General features: G+C 47.6%; 14 protein-coding genes. 3 read left to right on the top strand and 11 right to left on the bottom strand.

Features of this window, described 5'->3' with window-relative positions; translation table 11 throughout:
• Positions 1 to 59: 59 nt before the first annotated feature.
• Both ftsH and rlmE read right to left on the bottom strand, forming a co-directional pair.
• Positions 60 to 2,012 carry an ATP-dependent zinc metalloprotease FtsH gene (gene ftsH / locus LRP49_RS22245; protein WP_274145125.1) on the bottom strand — a complete coding sequence of 651 codons (1,953 nt, stop codon included), beginning with the start codon at positions 2,010 to 2,012 and terminating at the stop codon, positions 60 to 62.
• A 50-nt stretch (positions 2,013 to 2,062) separates the two neighbouring features.
• Entirely contained in the window at positions 2,063 to 2,692 is a 630-nt protein-coding gene (rlmE, locus tag LRP49_RS22240; RefSeq protein ID WP_274145123.1) for a 23S rRNA (uridine(2552)-2'-O)-methyltransferase RlmE, read from the bottom strand.
• A 131-nt stretch (positions 2,693 to 2,823) separates the two neighbouring features.
• Here rlmE and yhbY point away from each other — a divergent pair, with 131 nt between their 5' ends.
• Entirely contained in the window at positions 2,824 to 3,120 is a 297-nt protein-coding gene (gene yhbY, locus LRP49_RS22235) for a ribosome assembly RNA-binding protein YhbY (RefSeq protein ID WP_067420166.1), read from the top strand.
• A 64-nt stretch (positions 3,121 to 3,184) separates the two neighbouring features.
• Here yhbY and greA read toward each other — a convergent pair whose 3' ends face one another.
• Entirely contained in the window at positions 3,185 to 3,658 is a 474-nt protein-coding gene (gene greA / locus LRP49_RS22230) for a transcription elongation factor GreA (protein ID WP_274145121.1), read from the bottom strand.
• Between the two features lie 491 nt (positions 3,659 to 4,149).
• Between greA and LRP49_RS22225 the strand changes: the two genes are divergently transcribed.
• Positions 4,150 to 5,046: a porin gene (locus LRP49_RS22225; RefSeq protein ID WP_274145119.1), complete on the top strand. Its 897-nt coding sequence runs from the start codon at positions 4,150 to 4,152 to the stop codon at positions 5,044 to 5,046.
• A 100-nt stretch (positions 5,047 to 5,146) separates the two neighbouring features.
• Positions 5,147 to 6,562, top strand: a complete 1,416-nt coding sequence (gene dacB, locus LRP49_RS22220) for a serine-type D-Ala-D-Ala carboxypeptidase (RefSeq protein ID WP_274145116.1) — start codon at positions 5,147 to 5,149, stop codon at positions 6,560 to 6,562.
• Here the strand turns inward: dacB and LRP49_RS22215 are convergent.
• The 8 genes from LRP49_RS22215 to lspA form a co-directional block, all read right to left on the bottom strand.
• Positions 6,537 to 7,388 carry a magnesium transporter gene (locus LRP49_RS22215; protein ID WP_274145114.1) on the bottom strand — a complete coding sequence of 284 codons (852 nt, stop codon included), beginning with the start codon at positions 7,386 to 7,388 and terminating at the stop codon, positions 6,537 to 6,539. The genes dacB and LRP49_RS22215 overlap by 26 nt on opposite strands.
• A 399-nt stretch (positions 7,389 to 7,787) precedes the next feature.
• Positions 7,788 to 7,958, bottom strand: coding sequence for a hypothetical protein (locus LRP49_RS22210; protein WP_274145112.1), 171 nt, complete (start codon positions 7,956 to 7,958; stop codon positions 7,788 to 7,790).
• A 135-nt stretch (positions 7,959 to 8,093) separates the two neighbouring features.
• The gene (carB, locus tag LRP49_RS22205; RefSeq protein ID WP_274145110.1) at positions 8,094 to 11,327 is read right to left on the bottom strand and encodes a carbamoyl-phosphate synthase large subunit; all 3,234 of its coding nucleotides are present in this window, start codon (positions 11,325 to 11,327) and stop codon (positions 8,094 to 8,096) included.
• A 15-nt stretch (positions 11,328 to 11,342) separates the two neighbouring features.
• The gene (gene carA, locus LRP49_RS22200; protein WP_274145109.1) at positions 11,343 to 12,482 is read right to left on the bottom strand and encodes a glutamine-hydrolyzing carbamoyl-phosphate synthase small subunit; all 1,140 of its coding nucleotides are present in this window, start codon (positions 12,480 to 12,482) and stop codon (positions 11,343 to 11,345) included.
• Between the two features lie 485 nt (positions 12,483 to 12,967).
• Entirely contained in the window at positions 12,968 to 13,774 is an 807-nt protein-coding gene (gene dapB / locus LRP49_RS22195) for a 4-hydroxy-tetrahydrodipicolinate reductase (RefSeq protein ID WP_274145107.1), read from the bottom strand.
• Between the two features lie 152 nt (positions 13,775 to 13,926).
• Entirely contained in the window at positions 13,927 to 14,871 is a 945-nt protein-coding gene (gene ispH / locus LRP49_RS22190; protein ID WP_274145105.1) for a 4-hydroxy-3-methylbut-2-enyl diphosphate reductase, read from the bottom strand.
• A 25-nt stretch (positions 14,872 to 14,896) separates the two neighbouring features.
• Positions 14,897 to 15,328: an FKBP-type peptidyl-prolyl cis-trans isomerase gene (gene fkpB / locus LRP49_RS22185; RefSeq protein ID WP_274145104.1), complete on the bottom strand. Its 432-nt coding sequence runs from the start codon at positions 15,326 to 15,328 to the stop codon at positions 14,897 to 14,899.
• 184 nt (positions 15,329 to 15,512) lie between these two features.
• Positions 15,513 to 16,025 carry a signal peptidase II gene (gene lspA, locus LRP49_RS22180; protein ID WP_274145102.1) on the bottom strand — a complete coding sequence of 171 codons (513 nt, stop codon included), beginning with the start codon at positions 16,023 to 16,025 and terminating at the stop codon, positions 15,513 to 15,515.
• Positions 16,026 to 16,044 lie beyond the last annotated feature (19 nt).

Here is a 16,044-nt window from a genome sequence, read left to right as displayed (position 1 = left end):
TACTGCAGATAAAAGAAAAACCCCGAGTTCCCTCGGGGTTTTGCGATATCAGAACTCAATTACGCTTCCGATTTATTGTCTGGGTCAACAGGCTTATTGCCTGCTTCCAGCTCATCGGTAGAAGGCGGAACATCAGAGTTTTGCGCTTCTACATCAGGTTTCTTCGGCGTGTTGTTAGAGCTGTCCGAGTCTGTCGTCCACCCTGCTGGCTCGCGCACTGGTCGACGTGCCATCAGGTCGTCAATTTGCGCAGCATCGATCGTTTCGTATTTCATCAATGCATCTTTCATCGCATGCATGATATCCATATTTTCTTCGATGATCTTGCGAGCACGAGAGTAGTTACGGTCAATCAACTCACGGATTTCACCGTCAATCAAACGTGCGGTTTCGTCCGACATGTGCTTACTCTGTGTCACTGAACGGCCAAGGAATACCTCACCCTCATCTTCTGCATACAGAAGTGGACCCAGTTTGTTAGAGAAGCCCCATTGAGTAACCATTTTACGCGCAATATCTGTTGCACGTTCGATATCGTTAGACGCACCCGTAGATACCTTGTCGACACCGTAAATAATTTCCTCTGCCAAACGACCGCCATACAGACTAGAAATCATCGATTCCAAGTGTTGGCGTGACATGCTGACACGGTCTTGCTCTGGCAGGTACATAGTCACACCCAGCGCACGTCCGCGTGGAATGATTGACACTTTGTACACTGGGTCATGTTCAGGCACCAAGCGACCAACAACAGCGTGACCCGCTTCGTGGTATGCCGTCGACTCTTTGATCTCTTCAGACATCACCATCGATTTGCGCTCTGCGCCCATCATGATTTTGTCTTTCGCCAGTTCAAACTCAACCATAGAGACCACACGCTTGTTACCACGCGCTGCAAACAATGCCGCTTCGTTAACAAGGTTTGCTAGGTCTGCACCAGAGAAACCTGGTGTACCACGCGCAATCAGTGATGCTTCAACATCGCTGCCCAGTGGGACTTTGCGCATGTGAACTTTCAGAATTTGTTCACGACCACGTACGTCTGGCAAGCCAACAACCACTTGACGGTCGAAACGGCCAGGACGCAGAAGTGCCGGGTCAAGTACATCTGGACGGTTCGTTGCTGCGATAACGATGATACCTTCGTTACCTTCAAAGCCATCCATCTCTACCAGCATTTGGTTCAGTGTTTGTTCACGTTCGTCGTGACCACCACCAAGACCCGCACCACGCTGACGACCTACCGCATCAATTTCATCGATGAAAATGATACAAGGAGAGGCTTTCTTCGCCTGTTCAAACATGTCACGGACACGTGATGCACCCACACCCACGAACATTTCAACGAAGTCAGAACCAGAAATGGTAAAGAATGGTACTTTTGCTTCGCCAGCAATCGCTTTAGCAAGCAAGGTTTTACCGGTACCCGGAGGACCAACCATCAACACACCTGTTGGGATCTTACCGCCCAGTTTCTGGAAACGGCTAGGATCGCGCAGGTAGTCCACCAATTCTTTTACGTCTTCTTTTGCTTCATCACAGCCAGCAACATCAGCGAATGTCGTTTTAATTTGTTCTTCGCTCATCATACGAGCTTTTGATTTACCAAACGACATGGCACCTTTGCCGCCACCGCCTTGCATCTGACGCATGAAGAAAATCCACACACCGATAAGCAGTAGCATTGGGAACCAAGAAATGAAGATTGAAGCAAGAATGCTTGGCTCTTCCGGTGGTGTACCACGAACCTGAACTTTGTGGTTGATCAGATCATCCAAAAGCTTAGGGTCTTGCAGCACAGGCATGTAGGTGACATAGCTCGTGCCATCACGACGTGTCACCTTCAGTTCGCGATTATCGAACTGTACATCCTGTAATTTGTCTTGTCCTATTTCTTGGACGAACGACGTGTAGTCAACTGAACGGCCCGCGTTGTCGCCTGGTCCAAAGCTCTGGAACACAGACATTAACACAACAGCGATAACCAGCCATAGAATCAGGTTTTTTGCCATGTCACTCAAGGTGTTAGCCCCGCGAAAACTAGTTAGATATAAGTAGATTACTACAGTTTGTAACCTGTAGCCACAATGTAGACTTCTCGTGAGCGCGCACGGGAAGAATCGGGTTTACGAATTTTAACTGCTTTGAACATGTTACGCACTTCTGCCAAGTACTGATCAAAACCTTCGCCTTGAAATACTTTGACAACAAAAGCGCCATTAGGTGCCAATACTTCTCGACACATATCAAGAGCCAGTTCAACAAGATACATTGCTCTTGGCTGATCTGACGCCAAATTACCGCTCATGTTTGGTGCCATGTCAGACATCACCACATCCACCATGTCTGGTTGGATACGATCTAACAATGCATTAAGAACAGCCTCTTCACGAAAATCCCCCTGCAGGAAGCTAACGCCCGGCAGAGAGTCCATTGGAAGAATATCACACGCAATAACTTGTCCTGAGTCACCCACTTGCTCCGCCGCATACTGCGACCAACCGCCAGGGGCTGCACCAAGGTCGACAATTGTCATACCCGGCTTCAGCAACTTGTCTTTGCCTTGGATTTCTTCAATCTTAAAAATTGCGCGAGATCGATAGCCTTTTTTCTGGGCTTCCTGAACATATTTATCATCAAAATGTTCTTTCAACCAGCGACCAGAACTCGCTGAGTGTTTATTTTTACTCATCTTTTACTCAACCCATACAACTGTCACAGTCAACCTGTGAACGATTCAGGGGGGATATTTGTTCAGTTTGGATAGATATGGCGGTAGAATGTCACGTTTTCAACCCCGATAAAACAACAAATCGAGTCAACATGAATCTAAGCACAAAACAAAAACAGTATCTGAAAGGTCTGGCACACAATCTGAAACCAGTTGTTCTGATGGGTGCAAACGGTCTAACAGAAGCTGTGCTTGCTGAGATTGAAATCGCTCTCGATCATCACGAACTGATCAAGGTTAAAGTCGTATCAGAAGACCGCGACACTAAGAACCTGATTGTAGATGCAATTGTTCGTGAAACTAAGGCAGAAAAAGTTCAGGTTATCGGCAAGACCCTGGTGCTTTACCGCCAAAGCCAAGAGCGCAAAATCGAACTACCACGCAAATAAAAGAAGGCCGCAATGCGGCCTTTTTTATATTAACGATAGAAACAATCGCTAACATTTTTTCGACTTAGACGTACTTCACGCTATCGATTTCAAACTCTTTCACGCCGCCCGGTACAGTGATTGATACTTCATCACCTTCTTCTTTACCGATAAGACCACGTGCAATTGGTGAGTTGATAGAAATCAGATTCTTTTTGATATCCGCTTCATCATCACCCACGATTTGATACGTCACTTCATCATCTGTGTTGCAGTCAATCAGTGCGACAGTCGAACCAAAAATGACTTTGCCGTTATTTGGCATTTTTGCAATATCAATAACCTGAGCAACCGATAGCTTGTATTCAATATCGCGAATCTGAGCTTCACAGATACCTTGCTCTTCACGAGCAGCGTGGTATTCCGCATTCTCTTTCAAGTCACCCAGTTCACGTGCCTCTGCAATTGCTTGAGTAATAATAGGGCGACGCTTCATTAGACGCTCAAGCTCTTGGCGCAGCTGTTGTTCGCCGCGCACAGTCATTGGTACTTTATCCATAAATGACATTACCTCTATAGCCAAACCCAACGGGATTTGGCAAAAACAAAGCCACGCCCAAACAAAAGTGTGGGCGCGGCAAACGAATCTTTGTCATTTCAGTGTAAACAAGTTAAACGAAGAGGTCATCAAAGAATTTATTGAGGCCAAATAAGAACCAACCGAATGCGCAAAATCTCAACAGGTTAAACATGTTTTAGATTTGAAATCCAAGATCGAAATCACGTAAACACAAAGAAATACAGAGATTTACATCGCAATAAAATATAAAAAAACATAAATGCGAGACACTTCACGGAACTTTTACTCAACCACCTAACCCACTGTTTTAGAAGCATTTGGTTATTAGATTGCAATGCAAGCCCCTAGATTTACATCAGTTTTTTGAATGTTTTACTAACAGTCCTTTTTAGTGAGCGGTTACAAACAGTTCATCGCGACGTTGGGAGATAACGTCCCGAAAAATAAAAACGTTTTAAAAGGACAACGTAATGAACAAAAAGTTTATCGCTATTGCTGTAGCCGCTCTGGCTTCTACCTCTGTTTCTGCTGCTGAAATTTTCAACGACGGCACTTCTTCAATGGCTATTGGCGGTCGCGCAGAAGCTCGCGCTTCAATCGTTGACGGCGACATGACTGATAAAAGCCGTGTACGTCTGAACGTAGGCGGCACGACTGAAATCGCTGAAGGCGTGTACGGTTTTGGTTTCTTCGAGCGTGAGTTTACTTCTAACGAAGCTACCGACGAAAACCGTTACGTTAACGCAGGTATCAGCACTCAGTACGGCGCAATCGCTTACGGTCTGACCGACGGTTCTCTGGGCATGATCACTGACTTCACTGATATCATGTCTTACGCTGGCGCAGTAGCTAGTGGCAAAATCAAAGCTGCTGACCGTACTAGCAACAACATCCTATACGTAGGTGAGTTCGGCGGCCTGACCGTTAAAGCTAACTACGTTGGCACTAACGACGAAATCGACAGCGGTTACTCTGCAGCAGCGACTTACGCGCTGGAAAACGGCCTGTCTATGGGTCTGGGTTACGCAGCTCAAGACAACCTGAACAAGACTGATTCAGAGCAACTGGAAGCAGCTGTTTCTTACGCATTCGGTGATTTCTACGTAGCAGCTCTTTACAACACTGGTGAAGTAGCTAAAGCAGACGTTGACGGTTACGAGTTCGCAGCAGCTTACACCATGGGTCAAACCAAGTTCACTACTACTTACGGCAACAAAGAAGTAGCGGACAAAGAAGCAGCAGATGCGCTGTCTATCGACGCAACTCACTTCTTCAACGACAACTTCCGCGCATACGCGTCTTACACTTTCGACATGATGAAAGATGCTCAAGACGAAATCGCACTGGGTCTGCGTTACGATTTCTAATCTGAGTTAAGTTAATTACTTACTTCAGATGACAAAACGCCTACCTCACGGTAGGCGTTTTTTGTACCATACTGGTTCTACGCTTTCAGTCGGAGCCATCATGGTGCGAAATTGCCTTCTTTTTATCGTTATTTTCCTCTCTTTCAACGTTCGTGCTGTACCCGTCGATGCCGTAGAAGCCATGTTGCCACCCGGTAGCCAATTGGCGTTGTTGGCCATTGATGCAAAAACCCAAAAACAAGTTATCAATATTGATAGCGATACCCTACTTCCTCCTGCGAGCACTCAGAAAGTCGTTACTGCACTGGCATCATCACTCTATTTACCTGAAGACTTCCGGTTTGAGACGACAGTTTTACGATCAGGGAAAGACATCGTTTTTCGATTTGGTGGTGACCCAACGCTCAAACGCAAAGATCTCCAATTGCTGATCAGTGCGCTAAAAGCGAGAGGTATTAGACAGATCACAGGGGATGTCTGGTTAGATGATTCAATATTTACCGGATACCAACGAGCGATTGGGTGGCCGTGGGATATTCTTGGTGTGTGTTACAGCGCGCCATCATCGGCGATTACCCTCGAGAGAAACTGTGTTCAAGGCTCAATATACAGCGAAGAAGGTAAGCGACTAACGCGCGTCTTTGTCCCTGAACACCAGCCGGTCTCAGTCAGCACTGATGCCCTTGCAGTGAACAAAGAAACGCAAAAGAGTCTACATTGCGATTTGGAGCTTCATTATGACAATAACAACCACTACCAACTTAGCGGTTGCTTGCCCTATAGAAAAAATCCGCTCCCATTAAAGTTTGCCGTTCAGAACCCGGAATTGTACGTTGCGGATGTATTGGAAGAAGAGCTAAAACGTGCAGCAATTGTCGTTAAAGGAAAGATTCGCATTGGTTCGCCAGCGGGCACTGAAGTTTTCATTGCCAAACATACGTCTGCACCTAGAGATGACTTACTGAAGATCATGCTAAAACGTTCAGACAACCTTATCGCTGATAACCTTTTAAAGACTATCGGCCACCGTTACTACCAGCAACCAGGGTCGTTTTCTAATGGTGCGGCAGCGATAAAAAGCATTTTGAAAGAGAATGCAGGCATCAACTTACATAATGCAGTGCTTGTTGATGGCTCTGGTCTTTCGAGAAATAACCGAATGACTGCACAACAAATCATGGATGTTATCGCGTATGTGTATCAACACCCGGCATCAGGAATACAGGCCATGTTGCCCATCTCTGGCATTGATGGCACGTTGAAGTACCGTAACAGCGTACGCTATTCACCGCTCAAAACACGTCTGGCCGCAAAAACTGGCTCACTGTATGGCAGTTACAATCTGGCGGGTATTTTGAAGAACCAACAGGGCAAAGACGTACTGGTTGTACAGTTAGTGACTAACTATCACATTGCAGAATCAGAGGACCGGCCCAGCAAGGTTGCCAGCCCGATCACTCAGTTTGAAAGAGAGCTTTATCAAGCCCTCTTTACATCAAGCCTAACCATGCATTGATCGTGATAAAGTAAATTGTCATCCCGCTGATATCGACGACAGACGCCAAGACTGGGCTGACAAGTACAGCGGGATCTAATTTCATTTTTCGGGCGATCAAAGGTAACAGGCCGCCTAACGTCGTTGAGAGCGTTACTTGAATCGCCAAGGCTAACCCGATTGCCATCGCAACATCATAAACACTGATCCCCGCAGGCAGAATAGCGGCGTCACTGAACAGCACTACCCTCGCCATCACCACGCAAGCCAATGCGAGAGCAATGATCGCGGCAATGCGCATCTCTTTCCACATAACAGCGAGCCACTGTTTGGGTCGGATTTCATTCATTGCCAATGCCCGCACGACCAGCGTTGCAGCTTGCGATCCAGCATTACCACCAGCGGCAGCAACCACGGGCAAGTAAATTGCCAGCAAGACTAGCTGGGCGATAGCATCTTCGTAGTGTGAAATGATCATACCCGACACGATGCCCAACAATGCGAGCCCAACAATCCACCCTATCCGCTGGCGGACATGCGTAAATACCGAATTTGTCAGATAATTCCCGTCAGGCTCTACTTCTGAACTGATCAACCCTAATCCGGTTGCCAAATGACGACTGCGTACCGTTTCGCCAGCTTCTGACAACGCATCAAGCAACGTTCTGACCAAGGCTAACGGACATGCATTTAGAACAGCGGTCGCTTCATGGATTGGCATTACCGAAAGTAAGCGAATACGGTCTGTCTCGTCATGAAGTAAAAACGCACTCTTCGCTGCTTGGATTTCTTTAGTTTCGAATTTTTGAGTCTGGTTTCCCAGCGCAATGGTATTCATTACCGTCATAGCGAACCTCCCGATTGGCTAGTGCCAGAAAAACTGGCGGGTAACGACCGAGCAATACAACGGATAAGCGCAGAGATAATGCGCCCTATAGCCATTTAAAACAGGCTAACAAGACAAAAATGATCGATGCTAATCCACACTTTATCGACTAAAGCGTGTGTATGTATTGCAACTCAAAGTGTCGGGAAGCACAGGGAAAAGCATTGAGAAATGGCATTCCAACCGGACGGTTGGAACGTGGATAAAACACGAACACGACCGTCGGGACTACAGGCTTCCCTTACAACTCGGAGGATGGTCGATAGTGTTCATATTAAGCTCCAAAAAGTCGCGATGTCGCGACGGGGGTAAGTGTACGCTTCTTATTAGGAATAACAAGACCAGCATCTTGCTATCACATTAAGCTTTTATGACATCAGACTGACGAACTGGCGATTCGATTTCGAATGCATACTCCTGATAAATAATGCGTCTTAAATCTATCTCAACCCTTGAATAATAGAGACAAAAAAGCCCGCCAATCTGGCGGGCAAGGAGGTTATCTAAACGGCCGGCTTCCTGCCGACTCATTAGTTTTTCTCTTTCTCATTGAAGTCGCTGCTTCGTTGGCTGTATTCGTTCACTCCAATCACATAGCTGACTATGCTCATGGGGATTTACTCACTTACCACTTGGCTGCGACTCCAACTCGTTTGAAGAGTGTTTCTATTTACTGTATTTCTCAGCAACACGAGCATGCAGCTCTTGAACTGACGTTACTTTAGACATATCAACCGCTGCATGCGCCATACAGGTCGCAAATGCCGCATTAAGCGTAGTGGTGTAGTTCACTTTTTCTGCCAATGCACCGCGACGCAACACTTTAGAATCTTCAATCGCTTGACGACCTTCAGTGGTGTTGATGATGTAGCTGTACTCGCCGTTCTTGATGCGGTCAAGAATGTGAGGGCGACCTTCGTGTACTTTATTGACCAGACGAGGGTTAATACCCGCTTCGCCCAGAACAACCGCTGTACCGTGTGTCGCATCTAGCTCAAATCCAAGCTTGATCAGTTTCGCCGCCAAATCAACAACACGTTGTTTGTCGTTATTACGAACAGACAGCAGAGCACGACCTTTTTCGGTGTACGTCTTACCACAGCCAAGGTCTGCTTTTGCAAACGCTTCTGCGAAGGTATCGCCAACACCCATCACTTCACCCGTAGAGCGCATTTCAGGGCCCAACAGTGGGTCAACACCTGGGAACTTGTTGAATGGCAGTACCACTTCTTTCACAGAGTAGTAAGGTGGAATGATTTCTTGCGTAAAGCCTTGAGACTCAAGAGACTGGCCAGCCATCACACGTGCAGCGATTTTCGCCAGTGGTGCGCCTGTCGCTTTAGAAACAAACGGTACCGTACGTGCCGCACGTGGGTTCACTTCAATCAGATACACTTCGCCGTCTTTTACTGCAAACTGGGTGTTCATCAGGCCGCGAACGCCCAATTCAAATGCCAGTTTCTCTACTTGGCGACGCATCTCATCTTGAATGTCTTGGCTCAGCGTATAAGCAGGCAGTGAACATGCAGAGTCACCTGAGTGAACGCCCGCTTGCTCAATGTGCTCCATGATGCCACCGATAACGACACGCTCGCCGTCACAAATTGCATCTACGTCCACTTCGGTTGCGTCGTCAAGGAAACGGTCCAGCAGAACTGGAGATTCATTTGACACGCTCACTGCTTCATTGAAGTAGCGGCGAAGGTCGCTTTCGTCGTAAACGATTTCCATCGCACGGCCGCCCAGAACATAAGAAGGACGAACCACCAGCGGATAACCAATATCACGCGCTTTTTCTACGGCTTGCTCAAGGGCAGTTACTGTTGCGTTTTCTGGCTGTTTCAAACCTAGACGCTCTACTGCCGCTTGGAAACGTTCGCGGTCTTCTGCACGGTCAATTGCATCTGGGCTAGTACCAATAATTGGCACACCCGCAGCTTCCAGTGCGCGCGCCAATTTCAGTGGTGTTTGACCACCGTATTGAACGATAACGCCTTTTGGTTTTTCAACACGTGCGATAGCCAGTACGTCTTCCAGAGTGACAGGCTCAAAGTACAGGCGGTCAGACGTATCGTAGTCTGTAGAAACCGTTTCAGGGTTACAGTTAACCATGATGGTTTCGTAACCGTCTTCACGCAGTGCCAGTGATGCATGTACACAACAGTAGTCGAACTCGATACCTTGACCGATACGGTTTGGACCACCGCCCAACACCATGATTTTGTCTTTGTCGGTTGGATTCGCTTCACACTCTTCATCGTATGATGAGTACATGTATGCTGTATCAGACGAGAACTCAGCCGCACAGGTATCTACACGCTTGTAGACAGGGTGAATATCGAACTGGTCGCGAAGTTTACGAATTTCGCCTTCGCCCACACCCAACAGTTTGCTCAGACGCGCATCAGCAAAACCTTTACGTTTCAGCTTACGAAGAACATCTTGGTTCAGACCTGCAAAGCCGTTCTCTTTCACTTCTGCTTCAAGTTTCACGATTTCTTCAATCTGAACCAGGAACCAGCGGTCAACGTTAGTCAACTTGAACACACCGTCAACTGACATGCCTGCACGGAATGCGTCAGCGATGTACCAAATACGCTCCGCGCCTGCATCTTTCAGTTCATGGCGGATTTTGGTCAATGCGTCTGGCGCATCCAAATCAACCATTTCGTCAAAGCCCATCGCGCCGACTTCCAGGCCACGCAGTGCTTTTTGTAGCGATTCTTGTTGGTTACGGCCTATTGCCATTACTTCCCCCACAGACTTCATCTGTGTGGTCAGACGGTCATTCGCGCCTGCAAATTTTTCGAAGTTGAAGCGAGGAATTTTAGTAACAACGTAGTCGATGGTTGGTTCAAACGATGCTGGGGTTGCGCCGCCAGTGATATCGTTCATCAACTCATCCAGCGTGAAGCCAACAGCCAGTTTCGCTGCCACTTTGGCAATTGGGAAGCCAGTTGCTTTTGATGCCAGTGCAGAAGAGCGAGATACACGCGGGTTCATCTCAATGATAACCATACGGCCATCTTTCGGGTTGATACCAAACTGTACGTTTGAACCGCCCGTTTCAACGCCGATTTCGCGCAGAACAGCCAATGATGCATTACGCATCAATTGATACTCTTTATCTGTCAGCGTTTGCGCAGGTGCCACGGTGATCGAGTCACCCGTGTGGATGCCCATCGCATCGAAGTTTTCAATTGAACACACGATGATACAGTTGTCCGCTTTGTCGCGAACCACTTCCATCTCGTATTCTTTCCAGCCAATCAATGATTCGTCAATTAGCAGCTCGTTGGTCGGAGAGAGATCCAAACCACGGCGACAAATTTCTTCGAATTCTTCTTTGTTATAAGCGATACCACCACCGGTACCACCCATGGTGAAAGAAGGACGAATGATACAAGGGAAGCCAACCATATCCAGAACGCCGTAAGCTTCTTCCATGGTTTTTGCCGTATCCGCACGCGGACACTCAAGGCCAATTGACTTCATCGCTTTGTCGAAGCGTGAACGGTCTTCTGCTTTATCAATCGCATCGGCCGTTGCACCAATCATTTCCACGCCAAATTCAGCTAGAACGCCATGCTTTTCAAGCTCTAACGCACAGTTAAGTGCTGTTTGGCCACCCATGGTCGGCAGAACTGCATCTGGGCGCTCTTTGGCAATGATGTTACGAACAACTTCCCACTGAATCGGCTCGATGTAAGTCGCATCCGCCATTTCAGGGTCAGTCATGATGGTCGCTGGGTTAGAATTCACCAGAATGACACGGTAGCCTTCTTCGCGCAGTGCTTTACACGCCTGTGCACCTGAATAGTCGAACTCACACGCCTGACCGATAACAATCGGACCTGCGCCTAGAATAAGAATACTTTGAATATCTGTACGTTTTGGCATTCTCTGCTACTCCGGTTACGCGCTGTGTTGCTTGATCAGTTCAATAAAGTGGTCGAATAGTGGTGCCGCATCATGCGGACCTGGGCTCGCTTCAGGGTGACCTTGGAAGCTGAATGCAGGCTTATCCGTGCGGTGGATGCCTTGTAGTGAGCCGTCGAACAGAGATTTATGTGTTGCGCGCAGGTTTTCTGGCAGCGTTTCTTCATCCGCAGCAAAACCGTGGTTCTGGCTAGTGATCATGACGACGTTGCGATCTAGGTCTTTAACCGGGTGGTTAGCACCGTGGTGACCAAACTTCATTTTCACTGTTTGTGCGCCGCTTGCCAGCGCCAGAATTTGGTGACCAAGACAGATACCGAAAATTGGCAAGCCTTTGTCCAAGAATACTTTGGTCGCTTCAATCGCGTAAGTACATGGAGCTGGGTCGCCAGGGCCGTTTGACAGGAAGACACCGTCTGGGTTCATCGCCAGAACCTCTTCAGCTGATGTCTGTGCAGGAACAACCGTTAAACGACAACCGCGGTCAACCAGCATACGCAGGATGTTGCGTTTTGCGCCGAAGTCGTAAGCCACAACGTGGTAAGGCAGTTCGCTGTCATCTTTCGCTTCTGGCAGGCCACCTTCCAATGTCCATGAACCTTGCTTCCACTGATACGCTTCTGCAGTTGTCACTTCTTTTGCGAGATCCATGCCCTTCAAACCCGGGAAGTCTTTCGCTTTAGCAAGAGCCAGAGCTTCATCGAGGTTGTCACCGGCTACGATACAGCCATTTTGTGCACCTTTTTCACGAAGCAGACGGGTCAATTTGCGCGTATCGATATCAGCGATGCCGACGATGTTTTGAGATTTCAAGTAATCAGAAAGCGTTTGTTGATTACGGAAATTAGAAGCAATAAGAGGGAGGTCGCGAATTACCAAGCCTTGAGCGTGGATTTTTGAGGATTCTTCGTCTTCGGTATTAGTACCGGTGTTGCCAATGTGAGGATAAGTAAGAGTAACAATTTGCTGGGAATAGGAAGGGTCGGTGAGAATTTCTTGGTACCCCGTCATCGAGGTATTAAAAACAACTTCACCAACGGCAGTTCCATCAGCACCAATGGATTCACCGCGGAATACAGTCCCATCTTCCAGGACTAAGAGCGCAGACTTGCTCAAGACAACCTCCAAATCAATAAAAATGCAAAAAAAGTAAATAAATTCGCATTAAGTCATTCCATATAAATGCCTAAACCGTCAAAAGGCGATTTTAGACAAATTGCGCGCATTCTAGAGATCGAACCAAAATCTGTCAACTAGTCTACCAAAAAAGAATGCAACTTATAGCCTGCAATGTCATCTTTACCAATCAAACACATAAAAGTCAGGGTTATCTTGCATTGTCAGCAGGTTTTTCGTGGGAACACGTAGCAGTTTCGATGGAAGGAGAAGAAATGGAGACAAAAAACAATAAGCTCATCACGCAACCGTTTCGCTAATCACAGTTTGATCATGGTTTTGGCGCGATTTATAGAATAGAGCAACCAAAGGGCCATTTAAACAACTTAAGTTACTTAAACGCCCCCTTTAGGCACGACATGAGTTTTGCGTTTACTCGATGAAAACACCATGCATACAGCCGAAGCTCAATGCATAGTTAGGCATTAGAGCGTATCGAGTTCAAGCACATCTTGCATCGTGTAGAAGCCGGCTTCCTTACCCGCTAACCAGATAGCAGCGCGCACTGCACCATTGGCAAACGTCATACGATTGGACGCTTTGTGAGTAATTTCCACGCGCTCACCGATATCAACAAACATCGCAGTATGCTCTCCAACAATGTCTCCTGCACGGATGGTCGCAAAACCAATTTCGTCACGCGTCCTTTCGCCAGTAATACCTTCGCGTGCATATACCGCGACGTCGCTAAGTTTGTTACCCATGGCACCCGCAATAGCTTCTCCCATACCGATAGCTGTACCTGAGGGTGCATCTACCTTATGGCGGTGGTGTGCCTCGACGATTTCAATATCACAATAGTCGCCCATCACTTTCGCCGCTTTTTCAAGCAGTTTAAATACCAGGTTAACACCAACACTATAGTTGGGTGCCATCACAATACCGACATCTATTGCCGCATCGATTTGGGCGCGCTGCTCGTCCGTGAAGCCCGTTGTGCCGATGATCAGCTTTTTGCCATATTCACGGCACAATTCGAGATTCTTAAGTGTTGGGACAGGAGCCGTAAAGTCGATAATGACATCAAAGTCATCCGCCACTTTCGCCAAATCATCGACGATGGTGACATCTCGCTTGCCAATGCCCGCAAGCTCGCCGGCATCTGTCCCTATAAGGCTGGACTCTGGGCGCTCACTCGCTGCCGCCACTACCGCGCCATCCATTGCATCAGTAGCTTGAATCAGCTGTCGACCCATACGGCCAGCAGCTCCCGCAATTGCTATGCGAACCATGTTTACCTCTTTTAACTTCCTGTTTCAGTGCCTTAATCTCACACTGTTTCATTAACTATCGTTCAACTCTACTCTTTTCGTAGGGTGATGTATATCACCTACCTGGGCGTAAAAAAGGGAGCAACAAGCTCCCTTTTTTCATTCGATGAAGATCACTGAATCTGTTTTACTTGCAGCTCACGAGGCACTTCAAAGAACATATTTTCTTCTCGCCCTTTCAGCTCTTCAACCGCCAATCCGCCAAAGGCTTCTATTTGCGAGATAATGAGATTTACCAACTCTTCAGGCGCAGAAGCTCCTGCGGTAACACCCACTTTCTTTTTACCGTCAAACCATTGTAATTGAACATCTTCCGCACAATCGGTCAGATAAGCGGGTGTGCCAAGTTTCTCACTTAGCTCTCGAAGTCGATTTGAATTAGAGCTATTTTTAGAGCCCACCACGATCATCACATCACATTGGGCTGCTAAATCACGCACAGCATCTTGGCGATTCTGGGTGGCATAGCAAATATCATCTTTGCGTGGTCCCTGAATGTCAGGAAACACCTTGCGAAGGGTATCGATCACGTCTGCCGTTTCGTCCACTGATAACGTGGTCTGACTCACGTAGTGAAGATTCGATGGGTCTTTCACATTGAGCGTGTACACATCGTCTGGTGTTTCAACCAGGTACATACCACCGTCTTCGCTCGCATATTGTCCCATTGTGCCGACGACCTCAGGGTGTCCAGCATGACCGATCAAGACCACTTCCATATCACGACGACTCGCGCGAGCCACCTCCATATGCACTTTGGTCACCAAGGGGCAAGTGGCATCAAATACCGTCAACTGACGTGACTTTGCCTCATTGCGAACAGCTTGGGAGACGCCATGTGCAGAAAAGATAACGATGCTGTCATCGGGCACTTCATTCAGTTCTTCAACGAACACAGCACCTCGCGCTTTCAGACCTTCAACCACAAAACGGTTGTGCACCACTTCATGACGCACGTAAATTGGTGGCTGATAAAGTTCCAATGCGCGTTCAACGATGCTGATAGCACGATCAACACCGGCACAAAACCCACGCGGGTTAGCTAGCATGACTTTCATTTGCTTGCCTTTTTGTTCTCTGGTCTTAACTGACCTTTACGATTTCCACGTCAAAGATAACGCGATGTCCGGCGAGTGGGTGATTAAAATCCACCGTGACAGACTCTCCCGCAACTTCCGTAATCACGCCGGGGATTTCCTGTCCACCTGGACCCGCAAAAGCGATGATCGTTCCCTCTTCGGCAGGTGCATCACCGACAAACAGCGTTCGATCCATATGCTGGATATTATCTGGATTTGGCTGACCAAACGCGTCATCGGGCTCAAGGGTAAAACTTGCCGCTTCTCCCTCTGACAAACCAACTAAGCACTTTTCGAAGTTCTCAGTCAGACTACCGTCACCCATTACCAGTTTGGCTGGCTTTCCACTGGTTTTGGTGCTGTCTGCCACCGAGCCATCTTCCAGTTTGATCGTAAAGTGCATCAGCACTTCGCTATTCGCGCTAATTTTTGTCATTGACTCATCCTTGGTGCCATTCCCAATGCCACAATGAACCAGCATTGGTTAACGTAAAAAGGCCTAGGGGCCATTCCTGACAAATCCTTAAGATCTGACGGGTTATCATTGTTTTAATACGATTTGGCGCCGACTACAGATGCAGCCAGCGCCAATATTTTTACTCGTTGCGAACCGAACCCACTTACTTGGCTTCGGCCTGCGGCTTCTTGGAAGCGAGGAAGCTATCTAAAATGATCAATCCGGCACCGATACAAATGGCGGTGTCAGCAAGATTGAAGGCTGGCCAGTGGCTATTTCCGACATAAAAATCGAGGAAGTCGACCACAAAACCATGCACCAATCGATCAAACAGATTACCAATCGCGCCACCAATGACCAGCGCATACGCAATGTTTAAAATCTTATTGCTGCTTGGCGTACAACGCATCCAGTATGCAAGCATACCCGACACACCCAAAGCAATGGCGGCAAAGAACCAACGTTGCCAACCACCAGCATCACTTAGAAAACTAAATGCTGCGCCATAGTTGTGAACATAGAGCAGGTTAAAAAATGGCAGGATCTCAATGCGATTCGACCAACCATACCCCATCGTATTCATCACCAGTAGCTTGCTACCGATATCCAGCACGAAGACCAGAAGCGCTAGCCATAGCCAGCGCAGTCCTGATTGTTTCGCTGTCAGATCTTTCATCCAGCTATCCTATCGTTAC

Source organism: Enterovibrio qingdaonensis, from assembly GCF_028683135.1.
Classification (GTDB): Bacteria; Pseudomonadota; Gammaproteobacteria; order Enterobacterales; family Vibrionaceae; genus Enterovibrio; species Enterovibrio qingdaonensis.
Note: the sequence above shows the minus strand (reverse complement) of the source record. Positions and strands in the feature narration are given on the sequence as shown.